At 62.1% G+C, this 24,142-nt stretch carries 19 protein-coding genes and 1 tRNA gene; 6 read left to right on the top strand and 14 right to left on the bottom strand.

Features of this window, described 5'->3' with window-relative positions:
* Positions 1–57: 57 nt before the first annotated feature.
* From MU551_RS10560 to MU551_RS10575, 4 genes are all read right to left on the bottom strand, one after another.
* On the bottom strand, positions 58–834 hold the full coding sequence (locus MU551_RS10560) for a class I SAM-dependent methyltransferase (RefSeq protein ID WP_247043768.1): 777 nt from the start codon (positions 832–834) through the stop codon (positions 58–60).
* A 315-nt stretch (positions 835–1,149) separates the two neighbouring features.
* Positions 1,150–2,169 carry a protein kinase family protein gene (locus MU551_RS10565; protein WP_247043771.1) on the bottom strand — a complete coding sequence of 340 codons (1,020 nt, stop codon included), beginning with the start codon at positions 2,167–2,169 and terminating at the stop codon, positions 1,150–1,152.
* 81 nt (positions 2,170–2,250) lie between these two features.
* Positions 2,251–2,562, bottom strand: coding sequence for a hypothetical protein (locus tag MU551_RS10570; protein ID WP_247043773.1), 312 nt, complete (start codon positions 2,560–2,562; stop codon positions 2,251–2,253).
* A gap of 336 nt (positions 2,563–2,898) precedes the next feature.
* Entirely contained in the window at positions 2,899–3,066 is a 168-nt protein-coding gene (locus MU551_RS10575; protein ID WP_247043775.1) for a hypothetical protein, read from the bottom strand.
* A 114-nt stretch (positions 3,067–3,180) separates the two neighbouring features.
* Between MU551_RS10575 and MU551_RS10580 the strand changes: the two genes are divergently transcribed.
* The gene (locus MU551_RS10580) at positions 3,181–4,164 is read left to right on the top strand and encodes a family 43 glycosylhydrolase (RefSeq protein WP_247043777.1); all 984 of its coding nucleotides are present in this window, start codon (positions 3,181–3,183) and stop codon (positions 4,162–4,164) included.
* Between the two features lie 25 nt (positions 4,165–4,189).
* Here the strand turns inward: MU551_RS10580 and arfA are convergent, their stop codons facing one another.
* The 7 genes from arfA to MU551_RS10615 all read right to left on the bottom strand — a co-directional run bounded on the left by arfA (position 4,190) and on the right by MU551_RS10615 (position 14,166).
* Positions 4,190–5,725 (bottom strand): arabinosylfuranosidase ArfA, encoded by a 1,536-nt coding sequence (gene arfA / locus MU551_RS10585; protein WP_247043779.1) that lies wholly within the window; start codon positions 5,723–5,725, stop codon positions 4,190–4,192.
* Between the two features lie 306 nt (positions 5,726–6,031).
* Complete coding sequence (locus MU551_RS10590; RefSeq protein ID WP_247043781.1) at positions 6,032–6,172, bottom strand: hypothetical protein; 141 nt, start codon at positions 6,170–6,172, stop codon at positions 6,032–6,034.
* An 85-nt stretch (positions 6,173–6,257) separates the two neighbouring features.
* Positions 6,258–7,268 carry a hypothetical protein gene (locus tag MU551_RS10595; RefSeq protein WP_247043783.1) on the bottom strand — a complete coding sequence of 337 codons (1,011 nt, stop codon included), beginning with the start codon at positions 7,266–7,268 and terminating at the stop codon, positions 6,258–6,260.
* Positions 7,269–7,449: 181 nt separating this feature from the next.
* Positions 7,450–8,970, bottom strand: a complete 1,521-nt coding sequence (gene araA / locus MU551_RS10600) for an L-arabinose isomerase (RefSeq protein ID WP_247043785.1) — start codon at positions 8,968–8,970, stop codon at positions 7,450–7,452.
* Between the two features lie 25 nt (positions 8,971–8,995).
* Complete coding sequence (locus MU551_RS10605; RefSeq protein WP_247043787.1) at positions 8,996–9,691, bottom strand: L-ribulose-5-phosphate 4-epimerase; 696 nt, start codon at positions 9,689–9,691, stop codon at positions 8,996–8,998.
* On the bottom strand, positions 9,688–11,463 hold the full coding sequence (araB, locus tag MU551_RS10610) for a ribulokinase (protein WP_247043789.1): 1,776 nt from the start codon (positions 11,461–11,463) through the stop codon (positions 9,688–9,690). The genes MU551_RS10605 and araB overlap by 4 nt, the downstream gene beginning before the upstream one ends.
* A gap of 159 nt (positions 11,464–11,622) precedes the next feature.
* Complete coding sequence (locus MU551_RS10615; RefSeq protein ID WP_247043791.1) at positions 11,623–14,166, bottom strand: alpha-L-arabinofuranosidase family protein; 2,544 nt, start codon at positions 14,164–14,166, stop codon at positions 11,623–11,625.
* Positions 14,167–14,458: 292 nt separating this feature from the next.
* On the opposite strand from MU551_RS10615, the gene MU551_RS10620 reads away from it, so the two are divergent.
* From MU551_RS10620 to MU551_RS10640, 5 genes are all read left to right on the top strand, one after another.
* Positions 14,459–15,439: an ABC transporter substrate-binding protein gene (locus tag MU551_RS10620; protein ID WP_247043794.1), complete on the top strand. Its 981-nt coding sequence runs from the start codon at positions 14,459–14,461 to the stop codon at positions 15,437–15,439.
* Positions 15,440–15,537: 98 nt separating this feature from the next.
* A complete protein-coding gene (locus MU551_RS10625; protein ID WP_247043797.1) occupies positions 15,538–17,061 on the top strand; it encodes a sugar ABC transporter ATP-binding protein in 1,524 nt (507 codons plus the stop codon).
* A complete protein-coding gene (locus tag MU551_RS10630; protein ID WP_247043799.1) occupies positions 17,061–18,092 on the top strand; it encodes an ABC transporter permease in 1,032 nt (343 codons plus the stop codon). Before MU551_RS10625 ends, MU551_RS10630 begins: the two co-directional genes overlap by 1 nt.
* On the top strand, positions 18,092–19,108 hold the full coding sequence (gene yjfF / locus MU551_RS10635) for a galactofuranose ABC transporter, permease protein YjfF (protein WP_247043801.1): 1,017 nt from the start codon (positions 18,092–18,094) through the stop codon (positions 19,106–19,108). The genes MU551_RS10630 and yjfF overlap by 1 nt, the downstream gene beginning before the upstream one ends.
* A gap of 106 nt (positions 19,109–19,214) precedes the next feature.
* Positions 19,215–20,672 carry a family 43 glycosylhydrolase gene (locus MU551_RS10640; RefSeq protein WP_247043803.1) on the top strand — a complete coding sequence of 486 codons (1,458 nt, stop codon included), beginning with the start codon at positions 19,215–19,217 and terminating at the stop codon, positions 20,670–20,672.
* A gap of 103 nt (positions 20,673–20,775) precedes the next feature.
* Here the strand turns inward: MU551_RS10640 and MU551_RS10645 are convergent, their stop codons facing one another.
* From MU551_RS10645 to MU551_RS10655, 3 genes are all read right to left on the bottom strand, one after another.
* Positions 20,776–21,804 (bottom strand): LacI family DNA-binding transcriptional regulator, encoded by a 1,029-nt coding sequence (locus MU551_RS10645; RefSeq protein WP_247043805.1) that lies wholly within the window; start codon positions 21,802–21,804, stop codon positions 20,776–20,778.
* A gap of 66 nt (positions 21,805–21,870) precedes the next feature.
* Positions 21,871–23,538, bottom strand: coding sequence for a VWA domain-containing protein (locus MU551_RS10650; RefSeq protein WP_247043811.1), 1,668 nt, complete (start codon positions 23,536–23,538; stop codon positions 21,871–21,873).
* A gap of 270 nt (positions 23,539–23,808) precedes the next feature.
* A tRNA-Lys gene (locus MU551_RS10655) sits at positions 23,809–23,881 on the bottom strand.
* Positions 23,882–24,142: the final 261 nt, after the last annotated feature.

Raw genomic sequence — 24,142 nt, forward strand, 5'->3', positions numbered from 1 at the left:
GTCCGGTCTTGCCGCGGACGGTGTGATCATGCGACGCCGGGATGAGGAGAATGTGGGTCAGGTCGGTAACTCTGCGCGTCGCTGAGCGGTGACGAGATAATTCGGTTGGGTCGCGTCGTACGTGGACCCTGCGAGGCTTAGACCTGCGGCCGCGACATCGGCTAGGAGTTCCTCGTGGCGGAAGGGCCAGATCGGCAGCAGTTCGTTCGTCACCTGCAGCTGGTCACCGTCCTGGAGTGCTGCCACGGAGATCTGCAGGTGGTGTTCGGCGTCCCATGAAGGCGGCACCTGCCAGGAGTACACCACCACTGCCTTGCGGCCGGCGCGTTCCACGAGCCGGTCCCAGACGTCCAGCCTGCTGCCGGCTGAGCGGATCTGCTCCCAGTTGCGGGAGGTCAGCGCCAGCACCCCATCTGTCGCCAACACGAATGCCATACCGTCGAGTGCGGCGCGCCGGCCACTGCGTCCGACGGCGTGCGCGAGCGAGTTCCCGACACACAACACAGCGTCGAACCGGTCCTGCCAGCCTTGATCGGGTAGCTGGTCCCAGCGGCATACCCGCGTCGACACCTCGACTCCGTGAGCGCGAGCCAGCGCCTGGGTCCGCTCGACCATCGCCGGGCTGGCATCGCACGCGGTGACCCGGAACCCGGCCTCAGCCAGCCCCACCGCCAGCAACCCAATCCCGCAGGCGCAGTCCAAGATCTGTCCCCCCGGGTCGAGCCCCGCCGTCACCATCTCGAACGCCTGCGCATTGCCCGCCGGGGACGCCTTAGCATCCGGCACCAGCCACTCATACACCGACGCCAATGACCCGTAAGCAACCTCACCCACAGTGATCCCTCCCCACGCACATCCTGGCACGCCCCTTGTCGCTTTGTTTGCCTTCCTGGCCGTTCATCGTAGATCGCGCGGATGCTCGGCTCAAGGCTCAAGGTTCAAGGCTCGATCGCGCCTAGCGGCGCAAAGCTCGCTCCTCCACCGGTGGGCAGCATGCGCGGGCTGCGGGCCATCGCATACCCCGATCCACTGAAGACGAATCGAGAGGCCGCAAGCGCTCGTGCATGGTCCGCCCCAAACTGGGTCCGTCAGCGGACGTCCGCAAGCGGATCGCTCACTGGGACGACTGACCGTCTTGGGCTCCAAGGTCTAGGCGTATCGATACTGCGGAGCGAACGCATCCTCCATAAGGACGCCGAACATCTCGGTTATGTAGACAGCGACACTCGCATGCTGCGCAATCAGATCAGCACCGTCGCCGAGTGCCGCACGCACTGGGTCCAGCGCTGGTGTGGCTGGGTCAGCTGCGGCGGCACGCAACAACTCCAGCCGCTGCGGACCGGAGGTATAGCCGAGTTCGAATAGCGTCCAGTGGAACAGGTGCATCAGGGCAGTATCACGGTCGAAGCCGTCATGATCGGGCATCGATGCTTTTTCCTCCGCAGTGAGGTCAAATTCGCGGTGAAGTGCCAGGCCGAAGTCCGTGAAGAGCAGCCTGCCCTCCCGTACGAGGATGTTTCCCGGGTGCACGTCAAAGTGCTGGAATCCCTGGCTGTTCATCCATGCTGTGGCTTCAAGAAGTTGGTCGACCACGTCAGGGAAGACGGTCGCCCCAGTGCCCTCATCTACACACCTGCGCACCCAGGCGCCCAGCGTCTCGGGCACGTACTCAAGGAAGAACACCATGCTTTTAGATGCGGACTTCATCGCGGCAAGTTTGCTCTGCATTTGAGGCCAATGTGGCCCCCACTGGCGGGGAGAAGCATCGCCGTCGAACTCGCTGAGGTCTGCCTCACACGTCAGGTCCAACACTCGCCAGTTGAGCAGCAGCGGGAAGAAATCCACGGTTCCAGCTTGAACCCACGTGGAGGTTGCTTGATGTGCTGCCAGTTCCCGCCCGACCGCGTGGGTAGGGCTTCCTATGCCGTAGTGAGAGACGAAGGGAAGGTGAAGCCGGCTTGTGGTGGCAGTCGGATCAGCTTCTTCGACGCTCGTCAGTGGGAGCTGTTTCAGGAAGGCAGTCTGTTCACCGATGCGGACTTTCTTGGTTGTTCCCCCGATACCAACGCCTACTGGCTCAGCAGCATCGAGAAGCATTTGCACGCCGGCATCATCGAGCCCGGCGAGCAAAGTGGAAATACTTTGGGCTTCCTTTAAACGCGCCGTCATCACTACACCCTAAGGTCCGGTGCTTGCCGCGCAAGCCCTCGGGTCAATCCTTCGGGCAGTGTCGGAACAACAGCGAGGGCGTCACGACACCGAGAACACTTCAAGCGTCTTCGGCCAAACGACCACATAAAGATCTCCATCGGCCGGCCTATATGCCGCCCGTACGCCAACCCATCGTGGGTCATGTCCCAGCGATGTCATCGCGTCCTGAAACGCTTCGAGTGGTCGGTCGGTGTGGACGAAGATGTTCATCTGGCCGGCGCCAAAGTCGTGGCCGTCTACCAAGCCGTGTGCATCCGGGAGGTCTGCGTCCAGGAGACCCTCCATCGAGATGAGCGCATCAAAGTCGGTATCAGAGGTAGCTGGCCACTGCAAAACGAGGATGTACTGCATATCTGCCTACCAAGGGTAAGGGGGGGTGGACGGAGACCTTTGAGGAAAAACTAACATTCAGTCGTTTCGCTCGTTTTGAGAGCGTGCAGGCCCTCGCCCTTTGAGGAGTGAAGATTCTAAAGCCGGACCGTCCCGCAAGCCAATTCTTCAAGGCCACGCAAACGGTCACGGACACTGCCCTGAAGACTCCACGCGCAGTCTTGAACGTCTCAAATACGATCGATTGATGAGGCGAGCCCGGTCACTCGCGTTGGTTTCAATATCCACGTGGCTGAGGTCGGGGCCGGCATCCAATATTGCCGTTTGTTGTTGTTGAGACCCCGGCCGCCGGCCGCGTCAATCTGATTCCGGGCCAAGGTCCAGTTCTTCTTCGTCGCCGTCCGGCACGGCTTGGTTTGCGATCAGGTCCATGCGGTCAGCAGCAGTAAGGCTGCCGTCTCTTTGGATCTCTGCGATGTCCTGGCTGTCGATTGACTCGGCCGATTCAGGGTTGGATTCGGACATCTTCGTCTCCCTTGTGGTCCATAACTGCTACCTGGATGGCCAGAATAGCTTCGTCAATCCAGCCAGTCCAGTCCCCCCTTCCATGGCCTTCTCCAACGTTGTAAACTCTTCGTCATGATCCCTGACTCCCCTCTCTTCCGCTGCCCCGTATTCGACGGCGCCGCCGACCCCACAGTCATCCACAAGCGCGGCACGCAAGAGTGGTGGATGTTTTACACCGCACGCCGGGCAACACTTGCGGCGGACGGATGTGAATGGATTACCGGCACCCGGATCGGGGTCGCCGTCTCCCGGGATGGTGGATCGTCCTGGGAGTACCGCGGCGTGGTGGACGGTCTGGATCCGGAGGAATCTCCCGGTCTCAACACGCACTGGGCGCCGGAGGTTGTTTGGCACGAGGGGAAGTACCACATGTTCCTCACATGGGGTGCCGGAGCACCCGGAACATGGGCTGAACAGACAGAGCGCCGTTTGGTTCACTTCACCAGCGATGACCTTGAGCAGTGGGACTTCATCGAAAGGATCGACGTCGGTTCAGAGAACGTGATCGACGCCGCCTTCGCTGTGGTGGCGGACGGCCAACCACGCCTGTGGTTCAAAGATGAAGTAGACGGCGCCACCACCTGGTCAGCCGTGAGCAACGATGCAACAGGCCTCACCGGCTGGCGGCCGGAAGGGCAGGTGATTGGCCGCCCCGCCCACGAAGGGCCCAACGTTTTCCTGCTGGGAGGGTGGTACTGGATGGTGGTGGACGAATGGCGCGGCCAGGCTGTGCACCGTTCTGTAGACGGCCTGATGTGGGAGCGGCAGGAGGCCAACAACGGACTCATCCTCGACGCTCCCGGGAGCGGCCCCGATGACGCTACGTATGGCAGACATGCAGATGTTGTCACCCAGGGCGACCATGCCTACATTTTCTACTTCACCCATCCCGAGTGGCAGGACACAGAAATGGTCAACGGACTGCTCGACCCCGCCCAGGCACTGCGGGAGCAGCGCACCAGCATCCACGCGGCCCGCCTCCACGTAGAAGGGGGAGTCCTGGTCTGCACCCGAGACCTGGACTCCCCCGTCAACCTGGACCCTGCCCTTATCTGAGCAATACCCGGCTCCTAGCTAGTCGCTAGGCGTCCACAGCAAGGCGGATCATGCTCCAGGACACCGCCGGAAGCTCGGCGGTGAGCCGCCCGCCGTCGAGCTTTGCCGAAGGGTTTTCGGTGGGCAGGACCGACGTCGAATCGTCAGCGGTTGCCTGCCAGTACGGGTCCTTGTTCGCGTAGGTCACAGCCTCGACGACGCGCACGTTGCCCAATCCAGCGACGGCAGCATCCAAGGTGAGCGCATCCGTGACCGATCGGTTTACGGCGAACACCACCGCCTCACCCGTCTCGGCGTCGAAGGTGGCCACTGCTGACAGCGCGTCGAAGTTCTCGATTTTCCCGGCGTTGAGCGAAGGCGATTCCAGTGCAACCTTCAGCACGGTACCCGCGGCGTGGCGGGAGGTGAGCGCGAAGGGGTGGAACGAGGTCTGCTTCCAGGCGCGGCCACCCGGCTCGGTCATGATCGGGGCAATAACGTTAACCAACTGGGCAAGGCTGGCGGAGTGCACCCGGTCCGTGTTCCGGAGCAGGGTGATCAGGAGATCACCGACGACGACGGCGTCCGCCACCGTGTAGCGGTCCTCCAGCAGCACGGGTGCCACGGGCCAGTCCTTGCCGCTCGGAACCTTGGATTCCGCGCGGCTGCCATGCCAGACATTCCACTCATCAAAGGAAATGTTCACCTGCTTGGAGGACTTCTTGACCGACTTCACGTGGTCGATGTGGGCCACGGTGTCGCGGATGAACTGATCCATCTTGTGGCCCGCGGAAAGGTGCTCCTGCAGGTCGCCGAAGTCTTCAAAGTACTGGTGGGCGGAAACGAGGTCCACCAGGTCGTAGGTCTCCGTCAGGACAACACGCTCCCATTCCCCAAAGGTGTCCATACCGGGTGAGGAGCTTCCGCAGGCCACGAGCTCCAGGTCAGGCTCGATCATCCGCATGCCTCGCGCTGTGTCCGCTGCGAGGCGTCCGTACTCCAGGGCGTTCTTGTGGCCGATCTGCCAGGGACCGTCCATTTCGTTGCCAAGGCACCACATCTTAATGCCATAGCCGGTCTCCGCGCCGTTGGCCCGGCGCTGATCCGAGAACGCGGTGCCGCCGTCGATGTTGCAGTATTCAAGAAGGTCCAGAGCCTCCTGAGTGCCCCGGGTTCCGAGGTTTACGGCCATCATTGGTTCGACGCCGGCCTTCACAGTCCATTTGGCGAACTCGTCCACGCCAACGTGGTTCGGGTCCGTGGTGTGCCAAGCGAGGTCCAGACGGACCGGGCGCTTTTCCACGGGCCCCACACCGTCTTCCCACCGGTAGCCGGAGACGAAGTTTCCGCCGGGGTAGCGAATGGTGGAAACCCCGAGCTCGCGCGTGAGCTCAAGCACGTCGGTGCGGAAGCCGTCCTCGTCAGCAGAAGGATGGCCGGGCTCGAAAATACCCGTATAGACGCAGCGGCCCAAGTGCTCCACAAAGGAGCCGAAAGTTCTCCTGCGTACCGGCCCAACCGTGAAGGCGGGGTCGATGGTGATCTGTGCCGTGGCTGATTCAGTATTGCCTGTATTACTCAAGGGAAGGATCCTCGCTCTAGTTCTACAACGTTATAGAACATTCTTGAAGATAGAGCTTGGTACGTCAAGGGATTTGGAATATCAGCCCCGAAATTCCTCCTCAATGGATAGACGCTGCCGCCGCGCCCCCCAGCAGCGCGGCGACAGCTTGGGTGAACAGAGAGAGAGGCCAACCTGGACTTTGGCAACAGTCGATCAACCCGGGCAGGGTTGTTCAGCCCGCTGCTCGGCCAGGAAAGGTGCCGGGTGTCTGGCCGGGTGACCCGGCCAGACAGCCGGTATCGAAAGCCGACTAACTATGGACAGCTAGTCGGTCGGGGCCAAGGGGTCCGGCCAGTTGCCGACGGCGCCCCGCACCACATGCGGCCACCAACCGGTCCGCCCTTTGGCGGAGGACCGTTCCCGGGTTATGGCCCGGGCACAGTCCAGTCGGGTGCAAACAGACATGAGATTCTCCTGACTGAAGTTTCATTCCGAACGCTGACAGCGTCCGGGGCCTTCGTCTGCCTGGAAAAGGGCAGAGTTGACCCATTCAGTCGGGGGTGGACCCGGGATCGAAAGGTGGAGCGGCGGGTGGCAGCTCCTGGAGGCTGGGCATTCTGCCAAAGCGAGCCGCCAAGGGAATTGCCCAGAACGCTGGCACATCCGCCCAGGCCTGGGCCCCGCCACCGGCAGATCCGGTAGTTGCGGAACCTGGAACGGCAGATAGGGCAGCCTGGAGGCGCCGTTCTCCGGGGACGGGTGTCTCCGGTACCGGCGCTGATCCAGCGGGCTCTCCCATAACCGCCAGCGCGTGCAGCGCAGGCGGGATCAAAAGCGCCTGACCTGTTCTTGTTCCTGCCGTGATTTGACCAGCGGGGTCACCATCCGGGGATGGCGAAGTCAGCCCGGAGTTTGCCTCAATGGCTGCGATACCTGACTGGTCTGCCGGCGCTTCGCTGGTTTGGCCGTCTTCGGTACCCTCTTGACCCGGTAGAGGGACACCAGGAACGGGGGGAAGCATCTCCGGCAGAACAGGCGAAACTACATCGGTTCCTGGCAACGGAGCCGGCGGGACAATGTCCACGACGCCGTCCACCACGCCCGGCAGGACGCCCACGACGCCGTCCACCACGCCCGGCAGGACGCCGTCGACGATCTCCACAACGTCCGTGACCACCGGCAGTGCGGGATCTACCGTTGAATCAACGACCCCCACTACCTCAGCGAGTCCTGCGTCGACGGCCGGAAGGGTGCCCGCGACGGTCTCAGTAACGGCATCGGTCACGCTATCGGTCACCGTGTTCACTGTTCCGGTCACGGCATCTGTTACCGGCAGCAGCGTGTTCGCCGGGGGTTCGGCAGCCGGAAGCGGCACGGCTGTGGCGGCGGCATCCTTCAGAGTGGTGGTGCCGGTCTCCGTCAACTGAGGCACGAGGTCAGGATCCAGCAGGGCGGCGTTCGCGGTTCCGGCGCTCCAGATCAGCCAGGTCAAGGCCGCGAAAACGGCAAATAGAAGAGGGCGCAGGACACTTCGGCGACGATCATTTGGCGCGAGGTCCATTTTTCACCCCCACATGCACAACGGGAGGCCAGAATACGCCCAACGCCATAGCCTCGTCTAGACCACGGCGCTGCGTTCCAGAACCTGGCAGACCCCGCAGGCGAACAGACTTAAACAGAAGCGGGGTGTGGCAGATATTCGCCGCACCCCGCTCTGTTCCCACAAAGGGAAGTGTCAGCCCTTAGAGCCCGCCAGCCAGTTTGTAGTAGGCGGCGTTCCAGTTCAGTTCTTTCTTGAACTGTTTGATGGTGGTGTTTTCGTCGATGGTGAGCAGTTCCGTCTGGGCAATCTCGGCGAAGTCCTCGAACACATCCATCCCGACGGCGGTGGAAAGCACCGTGTGGTGCGCCGCTCCGGCGGTGAGCCAGGCCGCAGCAGACGTGGCGAAGTCCGGCTTGGGTGACCACAGAGCCCGGGCAACGGGGAGGTTGGGCAGGGGCTGGTCGAGGTCCACGACGTCAACGGCGTTGGCTACCAAGCGGAAGCGGTCGCGCATGTCGGACAGGGCCACCACCACTCCGGGACCGGCGTCGGTGTCAAAGACCATGCGGACGGGGTCTTCCTTGCCGCCGATGCCCAGCGGGTGGATTTCAACGCGCGGCTTGGTGGCCGTCAGGGACGGGCACACCTCGAGCATGTGGGCGCCGAGGATCTTTTCCTGGCCGGGGGTGAGGTGGTAGGTGTAGTCCTCCATGAGCGAGGCACCGCCGGGGAGCCCCGCGCCCATAACCTTGGCGGCGCGGACCAGGATTGCTGTCTTCCAGTCACCCTCGGCGCCGAAGCCGTAGCCGTCGGCCATGAGCCGCTGAACGGCCATGCCCGGGAGCTGCCGGAGCGCGCCGAGGTCCTCGAAGGACGTGGTGAACGCGGCGGAACCGTTGGCTTCCAGGAAGCTGCGCAGGCCGAGTTCGATCCGTGCGCTGTAGCGCAGCGACTCGTGCCGGGCGCCACCGGCCTTCAGCTCCTCAGCCACCTCATAGAGATCCTCGTATTCAGCGACCAGCTTGTCGACATCGGAATCTGCAGCGCCATGCACGGCGTCGGCGAGTTCGTTCACGGACCAGGTGTTGACCGAAACGCCGAACCGGAGTTCGGCTTCGGTCTTGTCCCCCTCGGTGACCGCGACGTTGCGCATGTTGTCACCAAAGCGGGTCAGTTTCAGGGTCCGGACGGCGGCCCAGCCGGCGGAGGCGCGCTGCCAGACACCCACCTGGCGGGTGACCTCGGGGTTGGACACGTGGCCCACAACAGTTTTGCGCGGGATGCCCAGGCGGGACTGGATGTAGCCGAATTCGCGGTCGCCGTGAGCGGCCTGGTTCAGGTTCATGAAGTCAAAGTCGATGTCCGCCCAGGGCAGTTCGACGTTGGCCTGGGTATGCAGGTGCAGGAGCGGCTTGCGGAGCAGGTCCAGGCCCTGGATCCACATCTTGGCCGGCGAGAACGTGTGCATCCAAGCGGTGACGCCGATGACCTGATCAGCAGAGTTGGCTTCCAGTGCGGTGCGGCGGATCGAGTCCGAGTCGGTCAGGACGGGCTTCCAGACCACCTTGACCGGAACGGAGGATGAAGCGTTGAGCTGGTTGGCGATCTCCTGCGACTGCGCTGCGACCTGCTTCAGGACGTCCTCGCCGTAAAGGTGCTGGCTGCCGGTCAGGAACCAGACTTCATACTGCTCGAGCGAGGTGTTGTTGGCGTTGTTCATGGTCTCTCCTGGAAAAAGTGGGGGCCTACTGGCCGTAGACGTTCTGGTAGCGGGCGTAGAGGGATTCGATGGCTGCTTCATCGATGGGCAGCGGTTCGCCCAGCTGCCGGGAAATGTGGACGGTGCGTGCCACTTCTTCGCACATGACGGCCGCCTTGACGGCGGATTTGGCGTCCTTGCCGATGGTGAATGGGCCGTGGTTCTGCATGAGGACTGCCGGGGAATGGGAGTCCTTGAGCGTGTCCACAATGCCTTGGCCGATGGAATCGTCACCAATGAGGGCGAACGGCCCCACGGGGATGGATCCACCGAACTCGTCGCTCATCATGGTCAGCACGCAGGGGATTGCCTCGCCCCGTGCTGCCCACGCTGTGGCGTAGGTGGAGTGGGTGTGCACCACTCCCCCTACCTCCGGCATGTGCCGGTAGACGTACGCATGGGCGGCAGTGTCCGACGACGGCGCGAGGGCCGGGTTGCCCCACTCACCCTCCGTGGGGTCACCGTTCACAGGGGTCCCAAACAGATCCGTGACCACCATCGATTCGGGGGTCAGATCGTCGTAGGAGACACCGGAGGGCTTGATGACCATGAGGTCATGGCCGGGGACGCGGGCAGAAACGTTGCCGGCGGTCCACACCACCAGTTCGTACCGGGTCAGCTCCCCATGGAGGGCACAGACCTCGGCGCGAAGCCGGCCGATTGTTTCCAGGAGGGTGCTCATGCGTCCACCTTCTCATTCCGCTCTGCGGCGTCGGATTCGCTGGCTTCAGTGGGGTGCCTGCCCAGGCCGGGTTTGGCCGCCCGCTGGATTGCCTTGAGCCGGTGCATCACGTCGTTGGCGCCACGGCCGAAGTAGTCGTGCAGGGTGCGGTATTCCTGGAAGAGCGCTTCGTAGGCAGCCACGTTCTCAGGGATGGGCACATAAACTTCTCCGGGCTCGGACCCCATGGCTGCCGCTGCTTCCCGGATGTCCGGGTAAGCGCCGGCGGCCACAGCGGCGTGGATGGCTGATCCCAGGGCAGGTCCCTGGGTGGAACCGATGGTGGAGAGCTGCAGCCCTGTGGCGTCCGCATAGATCTGCATCAGGAGCTTGTTCTTCAGGAGCCCGCCGGCCACGATGAATTCCTTGACCGGTACCCCTGAGTCCCGGAACGCGTCCACAATGGTGCGGGTACCAAAGGCCGTGGCCTCCAACAGCGCACGGTACGTGTCCTCCGGCTTGGTGGCAAGGGTCTGGCCAACCACGACGCCGGAGAGTTCGTGGTCCACCAGCACCGAGCGGTTACCGCTGTGCCAGTCCAGCGCAATCAGCCCGTGCTCGCCGATGGCCTGGCGGGAAGCCAGTTCCGTCAGGTACTCGTGGATACCCAGACCCGCGGCGGCGGCTGCCTCGTGGTACGCCGGGGGAACACCGTTCTTGGTGAACCAGCCGAAGATATCGCCCACACCGGACTGCCCCGCCTCATAGCCCCAAAGGCCATCAACGATGCCGCCGTCAACCACGCCGCACATGCCCGGAACCTCGTGCAGCTCCGTTCCGTTCATGACGTGGCACGTGGAGGTTCCCATGATGGCAACCAGCTGGCCGGATTCAACGGCCTTCGCTGCCGGTGCGGTTACGTGCGCGTCAACATTTCCGACGGCGACGGCGATGCCCTCCGGCAACCCGGTCCATGCGGCAGCCTCGGCGGTGAGGTAACCGGCGGCGTCGCCAAGGCGGCCGATGGTGTGCTCGAGCTTGTCGCTGACGAAGGTCTCGAAAGCAGGGTTCAGTGCGGTGAGGAAGTCCGCAGAAGGGTAGCGGCCGTCCTGGTAGATGCCCTTGTAACCGGCGGTGCACGCGTTGCGGACATAGTTCCCGCTCAGCTGCCACACAATCCAGTCAGCTGCTTCCACCCAGTGATCCATGGCTTCATACGCCTGCGGGTCTTCTTCCAGAAGCTGCAGGCCCTTCGCGAATTCCCACTCTGAGGAGATGAGGCCGCCGTAGCGGGGCAGCCAGCTCTCGCCCAGTTCAGCGGCGAGGGTGTTGATGCGGTCCGCCTGCGGCTGGGCGGCATGGTGGCGCCACAGCTTTACGTACGCGTGGGGGCGGTTGGCGAATTCCGGCAGTTCGTTCAGCGGGGTGCCGTCAGCCTTGACGGGGACCATCGTGCAAGCCGTGAAGTCGGTGGCGATACCAATGACCGCGGCAGGGTCGATGCCTGCGTCGGCGATAGCAGCCGGAACCGCATTCCGGAGCACATCGCGATAGTCGTTGGGCACCTGAAGGGCCCAGTCAGCGGGAAGCCGCACACCGCCGTCGCCCGCCACATCGGCAGGCAGCGCCTCCGTGACTACAGCATGCGGGTAATCAAATACACCGCTGCCCAGCTCCTTGCCGTCCGCGACGCGGACGACCACAGCGCGGCCGGAGAGGGTGCCGTAGTCAACGCCGATGACGTATTGCTCAGCCACGGAACCGTAGGGAGCGGGAGATTTCTCGTTCTGCATATCTGCCTCCAGGGAAGAGGCAACGACCTCTTTTGCCTTCGTTGGAAATTGATGGTTAGTACCAATTGTGAACGCTAACACGATCAACGTCAAGACGCTGATAGCGCTTTCGGAAAGGTGATACCCAGCCGTCGGAACCGGCTGGGTATCACCTCAGTCTTACTTGGCTTTTTGTACGTCAACCGGCGCAAGCCGGATGAACGTCACTGATTTCGGTTGGAAGTTGTATGTGAAATTAGTGCTTGCTCCTGTGAAGACACTGGCTGCCGGCGCCAGGTTTTGACCATCATCCGTAGTGGTCAAAGTGGTTACCGCGGCACTAGAGCTGATATTTGCCGTTCCGGCCACTTTGATATCGACGGCGGCCGCCTCACCCGAGGTGTTGACCACCTTGATGATTGTTTCCCCTGTCTCGGCATCTTTGGTGGCAACGGAGTAGATGGGATCTACCGGAGTTTCGTCAATCGTTCCCCAGAGGACATTGTCGAGGTACAGCTTGGCCGTCGGCCCTGTGACTTCGATCCGGATATCGTACTGGCGGCCGGTCTCAATGGTGGTGCCGGTTTCGATCAGGGTGCTCTTTGCCCCGTTGACAGCCTTCTCCACCACTGACTTGCTGTTATTCCAGCCACCCAGATTCCACCAGTAGTAGTTACCGGTGTCCTTGACCCCGAAAGCGATGAGGAACCCTTCCGCGCCGGCTGTTTTGGTGGCCTTGGTCTTGAGTGTGTAGTTGCTCCACGCCGGGTTTCCGGCCGTGACCATGGTGTTCAGCGCTGTGGTGCTCGACTGGACGTACGCGCCGTCCTGAACTGACCAGGATCCAGCTCCATTGCCCGTCCATGCCGAGGCCGTGCCGGAGAAGTCGTCGGCAAACAGCTGGCTGCCGTCCGTACTGGTGACCGTCACGTCGTCGTACTTTGCCGCGGTGGCCCACGTCGAGAGCCCGATCTGGCCGGTGACGGGTGCCACCAGGCTTGGGGGGTTGTTCTGGGAGCTGGGCACAACGTGGCTGCCGACATTGTTCATGAAGAGTTTCTGCACTTCGAAATTGGGGGTGGTCCTGATGGAAGTGCCGTTGAAGAACATCAGGTCCGGGCTCCACTGGACGTTTGCTTCGTTGGCGATCAACGGGGCGTAGGAAGCCATCCGGACAACGTCGGCGTTCCGCTCCAGGCCTGTCATGAAGGACGCTTCGGCCAACGCGTTCTCGGGCTTGTTGGCCAACGAGGCGAACTCGCCCAGGAAGACCTTGTAGCTGTCGCGGTTATAGGAGTCGTAGCGGTGGTTGTTGGTCAGGAACCAGTCGGGCGAGTTGTAGTAGTGCTCGTCGACGAAGTCCACCTTGCGATCGGCATTGAACTTGGAGAGGTCATCGAAGTTGGCCCCTTGATCGTCCGGGCCGGTGTTGCCGATGACCTGGATATCGGGATACGCCGCCTCAACAGCATCCTGGAACTGGGTGAAGTACGCCTTGAACTCAGGCTTGTACTCCTCGTTGCCCAGGCTGATGCGGTCCAGGTTGTAGGGCGCAGGGTGGCCATAGGCGATGCGCTTGGCGCCCCATTCGGTACTGGCATCACCATTCGCGAACTCGATCAGATCCAGGGTGTCCTGGATGTACTTGTCCAAGGTTGCCTGGTCCGGTACGGCACGGTTGTCGCCGCAGCCGGTGACCCCTACAGGCACCACTGGAACAGGGATGGCCTTGAGGTCTTCGGCCCACTGGAAATACTCCATGTAGCCGAGGCCGTAGGTCTGGTTGTAGCCCCAGAAGTTCCTGTTGGCGGGACGCTGCTCAACCGGGCCAATGGTTTCTTTCCACTGGTACGTGCGGGAGCGGGTGTAATTGGGCGCAGAGTAGGAGTCGTAACTGCCGGTGTTGACGATGCAGCCACCTGGAAACCGCAAGAATCCCGGGTTGAGCTCAGCGATTTTTTCCGCGAGATCCTTACGAAGCCCATGGCCGTTCCAGGTCTCCTGGGGCATCAGCGAAATCATGTCCAGACGGACTGTGCCTGTTCCCTGGACAACAGTGGAAAGCCGTCCCGACGCCGTCGAGGCCCTAGGCGAAAGAGTCACGTTGTATTTCTTCCAGGCGTCGCCCTTGACCTTGATGCTGGCCAGGTCGAGGCGGGTGCCTTCCGGTGTTTCCAGTGCGACGGCGAGAGTGGAACCTGCCGGATTGGAGGTTCTGGCCCAGACGGAGTAATCGTACTTCTGGCGGGCATCCAGCCGGTGTCCGCCGTTCCAGCCGCTGTTACGGACTCCGACGCCGGCTCCTGCGCCAGCGCCGGCAGCAGCTGCCTCGACCAGCAGGTAGTTCCGGTTGTTCTCGTTGAGGCGATGGTCGTCATTCTGAACTGTGGCCGTACCGGCGCTTCCGCGTTGGAGGATTTCCCATGCGCTGAGCGGAGTAAAGCCGCGGTTGTCCGCTGCATTGAATTCGAAGGACCTGTTTTGCACGAGTTCGGCGTAGATGCCCCCGTCCGCGCCCTGGTTGATGTCCTCGTAGAAGGCCCCATACATCGTCGGAGCTATATCAGGACCGGCTTGGTCTTCATTGACTGTAATGGTGCGGTTGCTGGTGTCGGCGTGGGCGTGAAGAGCCGGCGCGAGGGTGAGGGTGGCTGCCGCGAGCGATCCCGCCAGGGCCATGGTGCAAGCCCTCTTTACGGGACTCGGACGAACTGTGCTTTGCATGGGAGGTGAGAACCCTTTCTCCATTGAATGGCTGCCGTCCTGCCTGCTTGTGAACGCTAACAAGCCGGCGGCTGTAGAAAGTATTGTTCAGGGTCCGGTCAAAAGTAAAGGGTGCCCGCGACAACCAAGGCGCCTGTCCGCGTCATAAACCGGCAGTGTCCCAATTGTGATCTTCACTACTTGACGCACCGCATTGTTAGCGTTCACACTTGCTGGCAGAGCAAGCAGCTCACAGCAATGGCGGTGTTAGGTCTCCCGCCTGCATGTAACTAACGCTTCCGGGAGGAATGTTGTGTTTAAGAAATCTCTAGTCGCCGTTATGGCAGCGTCAGCTATTGCCCTTACTGCCTGCGGAGGTGGCGGCCAGGCCGCTTCCAGCACCGGCGGTGCCGATAAGAAGATCGTGATGGGCTTCGCCCAGGTCGGCGCGGAAAGCGGCTGGCGCAGCGCCAACACCAAGTCCGTCCAGGAATCCGCCAAGGAAGCCGGGATCGACCTGAAGTTCTCCGACGCGCAGCAGAAGCAGGAAAACCAGATCAAGGCGATCCGGTCCTACATCCAGCAGAAGGTCGACGTCATCGCCTTCTCCCCCGTGGTTGAATCCGGCTGGGACACCGTCCTGAAGGAAGCCAAGGACGCGAAGATCCCCGTGATCCTCACCGACCGTGCCGTGGACTCGGCAGATAAGAGCCTGTACAAGACGTTCCTGGGCTCGGACTTCGTCCTTGAAGGCAAAAAGGCCGGCGAGTGGCTCGTGGGCGAGTCCAAGGCCGCCACCGACACCGTGAACATCGTCGAAATCCAGGGCACCACCGGTTCCGCCCCCGCCAACGACCGCAAGGAAGGCTTCGAAGCTGCCATCAAGGCTGACCCGAAGCTGAAGATCATCGCCTCCCAGAGCGGTGACTTCACCCGCAGCGGCGGCAAGCAGGTCATGGAAGCCTTCCTGAAGAACAACCCCGACATCGACGTCGTCTTCGCCCACAACGACGACGAAGGCCTCGGCGCGATCGAAGCCATCGAAGCCGCCGGCAAGGTCCCGGGCAAGGACATCAAGATCATCACCATCGACGCCGTCAAGGACGGCATGACCGCCCTGAGCGCCGGCAAGATCAACTACATCGTCGAGTGCAGCCCGCTGCTGGGCACCCAGCTCATGGACCTCGCCAAGAAGGTCCTCGCCGGCGAAACAGTCCCCGAGCGCGTCGTCACCGAAGAAACCACCTTCACCCAGGAACAGGCCACCAAGGCCCTGCCTACCCGTCAGTACTGAGCCCCGCTCACCTGATCGTCCATGCGGCGGCACAGCACAGCACAGCAACACGCTGCCCGCGTGCCGCCGCACGGATCAACACAGAAAAGATATCTAGGATGAACGAACTCGTTCCGGTCGTCGAGATGACCGACATTGCCATCGGATTCCCAGGGGTTAAGGCCCTTGACGACGTCAGCTTCCGTCTTTTCCAAGGCGAGGTACACGCCCTTATGGGCGAAAACGGGGCGGGCAAATCCACCCTTATCAAGGCGCTGACAGGCGTCTACACCATCGATTCAGGCCGGATCACTGTCCTCGGCCAACAGAAAAACTTCTCCACCCCTGCGGAATCCCAGGCGGCCGGCATCAGCACGGTCTACCAGGAAGTCAATCTCTGCACCAACCTCACCGTCGAAGAGAATGTGATGCTGGGCCGCGAGCCCCGGCGTCGCGGCTCCATCGACTGGCGTGCGGTGCGGGCCCGGACCCGTGAGGTATTGGCCCAACTGCACCTCGAGCACGTGGAACCGGGTTCCCTGCTTTCCGAACACTCCATCGCCGTCCAGCAGCTGATAGCGATCGCCCGCTCCGTTGAGGTCAACGCGAAGGTCCTGATCCTGGACGAGCCGACGTCAAGCCTTGATGCGGATGAAGTGAGTCAGCTCTTCCGTGTGATCCGTGACCTGCGCGACCGCGGCGTTGCCATCCTGTTCGTATCGCACTTCCTGGAGCAGGTCTACGAGCTTTCAGACCGCATGACCGTCCTGCGCAACGGCAAGCTCGTCGGTGAGTACATGACCCGGGACCTTTCCCGCATGAACCTCATTTCAAAGATGATCGGCAAGGACCTTGAGGTCCTTGAGGAACTCGACCAGGCTTCCACCCGGTCCCAGGCCAGGCTCGCCGCCAATGCCCAGCCGTTCTTGGAAACAGCCGGTCTCGGAAGAAAGGGCTCTGTCTCCAACGTCAATCTCTCCATCTACCCGGGTGAGGTAGTGGGGCTGGCCGGACTGCTCGGAGCCGGGCGAACCGAAACAGCCCGCCTGCTTTTCGGTGCGGACAAGGCCGACGAAGGTTCCATCAAGATCAAGGGGGAGCCGCTGAAAATGCGCAGCCCCCGCACCGCGATCGATCACGGCATCGGTTTCTGCTCCGAAGACCGCAAAGAGGAAGGCCTGATCGGCGACCTCACAGTCCGCGACAACCTTGTGCTCGCGATGCAGGCCACCAAAGGTTGGGCCCGGAGGATCCCCCGCCGCGTGCAGGACGAACTTGTTGCCGAATTCATCGAGGCCCTCGACATCCGTCCGGCAAACCCCGACGCGTTGATCCGCAACCTCAGTGGTGGCAACCAGCAGAAAGTCCTGCTTGCTCGCTGGATGGTGACATCCCCTGATCTGCTGATCCTGGACGAGCCGACGCGCGGCATCGACATTGGCGCAAAAACCCAGATCCAGAAGCTGGTCAACCGATTGGCGTCCGAGGGCATGTCCATCGTCTTCATTTCCTCGGAACTTGAGGAAGTGCTCCGGCTCAGCGACCGCATCGCCATCATCAAGGACCGGGCCATGGTCGCCGATATCAGTAACGACGACGTTTCCGTCGAGGACGTCCTCACAGTCATCGCCGGAGGCGCATAATGAAATCCATTCTGAAAAACCGGCTGGCCTGGCCGGTCATAGCCCTGGTCGCCCTGCTGGCCGTCAACCAGATCTTCCGCGCCGACTTCCTCAGCCTCAGGATGCAGGACGGCCACCTCTATGGCAGTCTCATCGACATCATGCGGAACGGCGCTCCCACTATCCTCATCGCGCTCGGCATGACCCTGGTCATTGCTTCACGCGGCATCGACCTTTCCGTAGGCGCAGTAGTGGCCATCGCCGGCGCCGCATCATGCGCCTATATCGCGGCCTCCCCTGAGCCCGCTTCACCCGTCACAGCAGCAGTAGCGGTCCTTATCGCCGTGGTGGCCGGCCTGGTCCTCGGAGTCTGGAACGGGTTCCTGGTTTCCACCATCGGAATCCAGCCCATCATTGCCACCCTGGTGCTCATGACCGCCGGACGCGGAATCGCCCAGCTCATCACGGACGGCCAGATCGTGTCCGTAACCAACGACAGCTATAAGGCAATCGGGGCGGGCTACCTCTTCACGCTCCCCATCTCGATCCTGATCACCGCCGTCGTGTTCATCCTGGCGGCTGTCCTGACCCGGAGGACCGCACTGGGCACCCTGATCGAGGCAGTGGGAATCAACCCGGTCGCAAGCCGGCTGGCAGGCCTTCGCGCCCGCAACATCATCTGGATCGTATACATCTTCAGCGCATTTTGTGCCGCTATCGCCGGACTGATGATCAGTTCCAATGTCACTGCAGCGGACGCCAACAACGCCGGCCTCTACATCGAGATGGACGCCATTCTCGCCGTCGTGATTGGCGGTACCTCCCTCGCCGGAGGCCGCTACAGCCTGGTGGGAACAGTGGTGGGGGCATTCATCATCCAGACCCTCACCACCACCGTTTACACCCTTGGCATTCCGCCGGAGGTCACTCTGGTGTTCAAAGCCCTGGTGGTCCTCACCGTCTGCCTGTTGCAGGCCCCCAAGGCCCGGAACCTCCTGAGGAACCTCAAGCCGGCAAGCCCGCTCCGAACTAAGGAAAAGGTCGCAGTCTAATGTCTCCCCTCTCCACAGTGGCCCCGCCCACCGTCAAAAAAACCTCGTCCGTCGGGAGCCGCCTCCGTGGCGGCGCCCGCTATGCCCCCACCCTCGCTACCCTTGTCCTCTTCATCCTGATGTTTGTGGTTGGCGCCGGAATGTACCCGAGCTTCCTGTCCGGCCAGGTCCTGTTGAACCTCTTCATCGACAACACGTTCCTGATCGTGCTTGCAGTTGGCATGACCTTCGTCATTATCACCGGCGGAATTGATCTCTCCGTGGGAGCCGTCGTCGCGCTGTCCATGATGGTTACGGCCACCATGCTTCAGAACGGCTGGAACCCCGCGATGGTGATTCTCGCCGTGCTGGTGATCGGAGGAGGACTTGGCCTGCTCATGGGGATGGTCATCCAGTATTTCGACATCCAGCCCTTCATCGTGACGCTGGCGGGAATGTTCCTGGCGCGCGGGCTTTGCTACGTGATCAGCCTCGACTCGATTTCGGTCACCGATCCTTTCTTCACCAGCATGGCCCAGGCCCGCATCCCGCTCTCGGAGGAGCTGTTCATCTCTCCCGGTGTGCTGATCGCGCTCGTCGTCGTCGGCCTGGCGTTCTTCATCCTCCACCACACACGCTTCGGCCGGACCGTCTACGCTATTGGCGGCAACGAGAACTCCGCCATGCTCATGGGCCTCGCGGTCAAGAGCACCAAGATCCTCGTGTACTGCGTCAGCGGCCTCTGCTCGGCGATAGCCGGAATTCTGTTCTCCTTCTACAGCCTCTCCGGCTACAGCCTGGCTGCACAAGGAATGGAGCTGGATGCCATCGCCGCCGTCGTCATCGGCGGAACCCTGCTGACCGGCGGCGTGGGCTACGTACTCGGCTCGGTGGTAGGTGTCCTGGTTCTGGGCATCGTCCAGACCTTCATCGCCTACGACGGAACGCTCAGCTCCTGGTGGACCAAGATCGTCATTGGCGGTTTGCTCCTGGTCTTCATCCTGCTGCAGAGGCTCTTCACAAGACGCACAGCCTAGACAGGACCGCTCTCCAGCCTCACCTCCTGAACTCACGCATGACTTGGGCCCTGCATTTTGTGGGGCCCAAGCCATGCGAAGGCACAAACGAAAGGACACCTCTGCAATGACTGCTTTGTCTCAATCTCCCCTTTCCCGCCGTTCCTTCCTGGGTACCGGATCAGCTGCAGCTGCCGGCCTGCTCCTCACCGGAGGCAGCACGGCCAATGGCCTGTTCAATGCTTCCTCCGCCAACGCCGCCGCCGGACCGCAACCGGTGATCAACCCGATCGTCAACCAGCGGGCCGATCCATGGCTCGTGAAACATACAGACAACAGGTACTACTTCACTGGCTCAGTTCCCGAGTACGACCGCATCATTATCCGGTCCTCGTCCACCATCTCCGGACTCGGCAGCGCCCCCGAAGCCGTCGTGTGGAAAAGGCCGCCGTCCGGCACCATGGGAGGCCATATCTGGGCACCCGAACTGCATCACTTCGACGGCAAGTGGCACATCTACTTCGCGGCCGGTGACAGCACGGACGTTTTCCGGGTGCGGATTTACGTGATCTCCACCGACTCGGCCGATCCTGCTACCGCTGTGTGGGAAGAGCCCGTACGCGTCTTCACCCATGCCGACACCTTCTCCCTGGATGCCACCACCTTCGAGCACGCCGGTTCACGCTACCTGGTATGGGCACAGGCCGACTCCGGGGTGAACTCCAGCCTCTTCATCGCAACCATGGGTTCGCCGTCGACGCTTTCAAGCACGCCCGTCCGCATCGCCGTGCCCACGTTGCCCTGGGAGACCATAGGCTTCCGAGTCAACGAAGGGGCCGCCGTCATCAAGCGAAACGGCCGCATCTTCCTGACTTTTTCCGCCAGCGCCACCGACGCCAACTACTGCATGGGCCTTTTGACCGCTGACGAGGACGCAGACCTGCTCGATGCAGCCTCCTGGATCAAAACCCCGACGCCGGTATTTACCACCTCTGATGCAACCAAGCAGTACGGCCCCGGCCATAATTCCTTCACCGTGGATGAGGCCGGTAACGACGTGATCGTCTACCACGCCAGGTCCTACCGGGCCATCACCGGTGATCCCTTGTACGATCCCAACCGGCATGCGCGGGTGCAGCGCCTCCACTGGAACGCCGACGGCACGCCCCAGTTCGGCGTTCCCGTCGGAGACGGCCCGTTGCCGTTCCGGTGGCAGCCAGCCGAAGCATCTGAGCTCTACCTGGCTCACGACGGAACCACTGTCACGGCGGCAGCAACACCATCCCTGGCGGCCTCCCAGTTCCGGATACTCCCGGGTTATGCCAAGAATAACTCTGTCCTGATCGAACCGGTCCTGACCAAGGGACGCTACCTGAGGATCGAAGGTGGCAAGCTTGTCATCGGATCCGTCCCCGGCGCCTCCTCCGCCTTTATCCAGCGGAAGGGATTGTCGGATAGCGCAGGCTTCTCCTTCGAATCAGTCGACGTCCCCGGTTCCTACTTGTGCCTGAGCCAGGGGATCCTCACAGTGTCGAAGGTCGCCGCCAGCCAACGGGCAGCCGCCACGTTCAGGCTGACGACCTGATGCCCTGAGTTCCCGGCGCGAGCTGGCAGGGAATGCCCTCAAACTCGAATTTGAGGGCATCAGCTGCCAGTTCGCGAGGGTGGTTCCGCGCGGAGAGACCGGGTTAGGCCTTCACTACCGCTGCGACAGTGGCCGTACTTTTGCGGATCACCAGTTCGGGGGTAACGACGACGCCGCTGACCTCAGCACCTTGCTCGATTTCGCCCACCATGGCGTCAACGCAGCGCCGGCCGAGTTCCTCGAAGTCCTGGCGCACGGTGGTCAGCGGCGGGACAAAGTAGGCTGCCTCCGGCTGGTCATCAAAACCGACCACAGATACGTCTCCGGGTACGCTGACTCCGGCCTCGCTGAAGGCACGCAAGAGCCCGAGGGCCATCTGGTCATTCCCCACAAAGATGGCTGTCGCTGTGCGTTTCTCGGCCAATTTCCTGCCGATCTCGTAGCCACTTCCTGCGCTCCAGTCACCTTCCGCCATGAGGTCGTCCTCAAGGCCGGCCGCACGAAGCGTCTGGCTCCAGCCCTCAGCCCTCGCGGCGCCGTCGATCCAGTCCTGTGGGCCGGAAATGTGGCCGATCCGGCGATGGCCCTGGTCAATGAGATGCCTGACGGCAAGTTCCGCGCCACGCTTCTGGTCCACCATGACCCCACTGACGCTGTCGTTTCCGAGGGAGCCCACAGCCACCACGGGAACTCCAAGGTCCATCTCGTCCAAGGCGTGCAGCGTTTCGGAGTGCGGAACCACCACCACGATTCCATCGACGGACTGATCCTGGAAATGCCTCAGGGCATCGGAGATGGTTTCCCTGTTGACGGTTTTGAGCGCCGCGATGCTCACAAAGTATCCGGCATCACGTGCCGCCTGCTCCACGCCCAGGATTGTGTTGGCGGGACCGTACTGCGACAGCTCGCTCCCCAACACCCCGATGGTCTGGGAACGGCGCGTCACCAGGCTCCGGGCGGCAGAGTTACGGCGGTAGCCCAGCTCCGAAATGGCCACCTCCACCCGGGCCCGGGTTGCCTTGCTGACATTCGGATGGTTATTGACCACCCTGGAAACTGTCTGGTGGGACACACCAGCCAGTTCCGCTACGTCCTCAAGGCGCGGTAGTCGCCGGCCGTTGGTGTTCGCCACGAATGGGCCTTTCCACTGGGAGAGTATTGATCCATATCTTATGACCCCCGGCTGCTTACGCAGTATCTATTTCCGCCGCGCCAGAAGTGCGTCAGCAAAAACACTGGGGATATCCTGGGCTGCCCGGGCCACATAACTTGTTCCACCTGTTGCCGCAGAGATTTTCTGCAGTGTTTCGGCGTCGGCATCCTCCGTTATACCGATGGTGACGATCACCACCGGTTTCGCGGGATCCCGTTCGCGCTGCAGAGTCTCCAGCAGTTGATCAAGTTCCAGTGACTCGGCGTCGTCGTTGGCGCCGTCGGTGAACAGTATGACGCTGTTGATGGCGCGGGAGTCGTAGGAGGCCTGCACAGTCCGGTAAGCAGCCAGGGTGGAGTCGTAGAGCCCGGTGGCTCCCCCGGTGCGGTCAGAGAGCCCTGCGATGCCTGCCACAAGGCGTTGACGCTGGGTGACGCCTTCCACCACCTCGTCCATCTTCCGGATGGGTTCAAGCTCGAGGTAGTCCTGGTTCCCGCCGCCAAGGCCGATGGAGAAGGCCCACAGTCCCAAAGCCGCCGTGTCCGGGAACAGCTTGCTGCCCGTAGTCGCGGCCTGCTGCGTCAGCTGCATCCGTGTCTGTTCACCGGCCGGAAGCTCCATGGAACCGGAGACGTCCATTACCACCAGGGACCTGAACGGAATGGCCTGAACGGCCCAGGCGCTCAGCGTCTGGCTGACTGCTTGCGCCGAAGCAGGTGCCAGCGCGACGACGGCGCCCACCCCCTTCTGATTCAGCAGGTTGCTGCTGTCCGCCGGCCGCAAGCCTTGTTCGGCCAGGCTCGCCTTGCCTTCGTCAGTGCCCATGGCCTCTGCAAGAGCCTTCGCTGCCTTTCTTATCACCTCAGTGCGGGAGCCGTTTCCAGCCGTGGCAACCAGAGGGTAGTCCAAGGACACTGCGCCGCTTTTCGGCACCGATGCCGTCAAACTCGCTCCTGAGGTTGTCTTGGAAAACTTCAGCCAGGCTTCCTCGGTGACAATGGCGAAGCCGCCGCTTGCAGCGACTGACTCGAGCTGTTCGGAATCCGAAAGCTTCGCCCCCGAACGCTGGCTCTCCTTCTGTGCGAGCTGCGCAGTGATTCCTTGGAGCGCTTTAGCGTCCGTCAGGCCGGACTGCACCTCAGAAACCGCCCCCAGCAGCGCCACTTCACCGCTCCCGCTGACGAGGGGATCACCAAAACGCACTCCCGGCGCCTGCAGGGCACTGAGCCATGTGGCGAAAACCTGGACCTCGCTTGTGCGCCCCACGATGACTCCCGGGGTTGAGGCCAGCGAGGGCACGATTACCTCTGGAGGTGATGCCGTCACCACCCTTTGAACCCGGACGGCGGAATCTGCAACCCACAAGTCCGGTGCATCCTTGTCTGCCGCGACCTTGCCGGAAAGCTCCGGCTGGCTCAGCGTCTGGAAAGTGAAACTCACGCACACTTCAGCCGGAACCCTGGACGCAGCCTTCTCCAGCGCCGGTGTCATGTTGGGATCTGCCCCGACGGTCACTTCCATCATTACGCTTTGGCATTTTGTAGCCTCAGCCTCAGCAGGAGTCCGCATGCCCGTGATCCAGACGACGGCCCCGGCCGCCACTGCAATAGCGACGACGGTTCCGAAAATCATGGCTATCCGGTGCCAGAAAAACGGCGATCGGCGGGGAAACTTGCCATGACGCGCACGGCGGGCGGCTCGACGAGCTGACATGGGCGATTACCTATCTGCTGGGGGGATTCCCGCAGTGCGCCGGAGGGGGCCGGACAGCATTTGCCCAAGCCGGGAAATCCGGGCGGGCGTACGGAAACGAGTTCAGTATACGTAGCGAAGTGCCCTGTATCACATTCGAGACCTGAGATGCGAGTCATCACGCGGCGATTCGCGAGCACTTCAGATGAATTTTCAGGCGCAGAAGCAACAAAAAACCCCCGGCTTCCTGCTGACAGGACGCCGGGGGTTTTCCACTCTTCGCTAAAAGAGTGGGCCCTGTGGGGCTCGAACCCACGACCCACGGATTAAAAGTCCGATGCTCTACCAACTGAGCTAAAGGCCCCAACCAACAACCGAAAAACGGTCATCAGCCCATTCCATTTCTGGACGTTAACACTGTACCCCAGACTTGTGGCTGCTTTGACGCGACCGAGCGCGCCGCCGTCGTGCTTCCCTCCGTCCCCTCTGCGCCATTTCGACGGTTCCCTGCCCAAACGACGACGCCGAACGTCGAGCCGGCAGGGAACCATCGAACCGGGCAGCATGCCTGGGCCGATGCCTGCCCGGAAGCCGGTATAGGCCATGCTCGATTTCCCATACACCA

It is taken from the genome of Arthrobacter rhizosphaerae, assembly GCF_023062595.1.
Lineage (GTDB): Bacteria > Actinomycetota > Actinomycetes > Actinomycetales > Micrococcaceae > Arthrobacter > Arthrobacter rhizosphaerae.

What these genes read in the sequence shown, in the direction of transcription:
- MU551_RS10565 (WP_247043771.1), bottom strand. Translation starts at nt 2,169, where the DNA reads ATGACGGCGCGTTTAAAGGAAGCCCAAAGTATTTCCACTTTGCTCGCC.
- MU551_RS10570 (WP_247043773.1), bottom strand. Translation starts at nt 2,562, where the DNA reads ATGCAGTACATCCTCGTTTTGCAGTGGCCAGCTACCTCTGATACCGAC.
- MU551_RS10575 (WP_247043775.1), bottom strand. Translation starts at nt 3,066, where the DNA reads ATGTCCGAATCCAACCCTGAATCGGCCGAGTCAATCGACAGCCAGGAC.
- MU551_RS10580 (WP_247043777.1), top strand. Translation starts at nt 3,181, where the DNA reads ATGATCCCTGACTCCCCTCTCTTCCGCTGCCCCGTATTCGACGGCGCC.
- MU551_RS10590 (WP_247043781.1), bottom strand. Translation starts at nt 6,172, where the DNA reads ATGTCTGTTTGCACCCGACTGGACTGTGCCCGGGCCATAACCCGGGAA.
- MU551_RS10595 (WP_247043783.1), bottom strand. Translation starts at nt 7,268, where the DNA reads ATGGACCTCGCGCCAAATGATCGTCGCCGAAGTGTCCTGCGCCCTCTT.
- araA (WP_247043785.1), bottom strand. Translation starts at nt 8,970, where the DNA reads ATGAACAACGCCAACAACACCTCGCTCGAGCAGTATGAAGTCTGGTTC.
- MU551_RS10605 (WP_247043787.1), bottom strand. Translation starts at nt 9,691, where the DNA reads ATGAGCACCCTCCTGGAAACAATCGGCCGGCTTCGCGCCGAGGTCTGT.
- araB (WP_247043789.1), bottom strand. Translation starts at nt 11,463, where the DNA reads ATGCAGAACGAGAAATCTCCCGCTCCCTACGGTTCCGTGGCTGAGCAA.
- MU551_RS10615 (WP_247043791.1), bottom strand. Translation starts at nt 14,166, where the DNA reads ATGCAAAGCACAGTTCGTCCGAGTCCCGTAAAGAGGGCTTGCACCATG.
- MU551_RS10625 (WP_247043797.1), top strand. Translation starts at nt 15,538, where the DNA reads ATGAACGAACTCGTTCCGGTCGTCGAGATGACCGACATTGCCATCGGA.
- MU551_RS10630 (WP_247043799.1), top strand. Translation starts at nt 17,061, where the DNA reads ATGAAATCCATTCTGAAAAACCGGCTGGCCTGGCCGGTCATAGCCCTG.
- yjfF (WP_247043801.1), top strand. Translation starts at nt 18,092, where the DNA reads ATGTCTCCCCTCTCCACAGTGGCCCCGCCCACCGTCAAAAAAACCTCG.
- MU551_RS10640 (WP_247043803.1), top strand. Translation starts at nt 19,215, where the DNA reads ATGACTGCTTTGTCTCAATCTCCCCTTTCCCGCCGTTCCTTCCTGGGT.
- MU551_RS10650 (WP_247043811.1), bottom strand. Translation starts at nt 23,538, where the DNA reads ATGTCAGCTCGTCGAGCCGCCCGCCGTGCGCGTCATGGCAAGTTTCCC.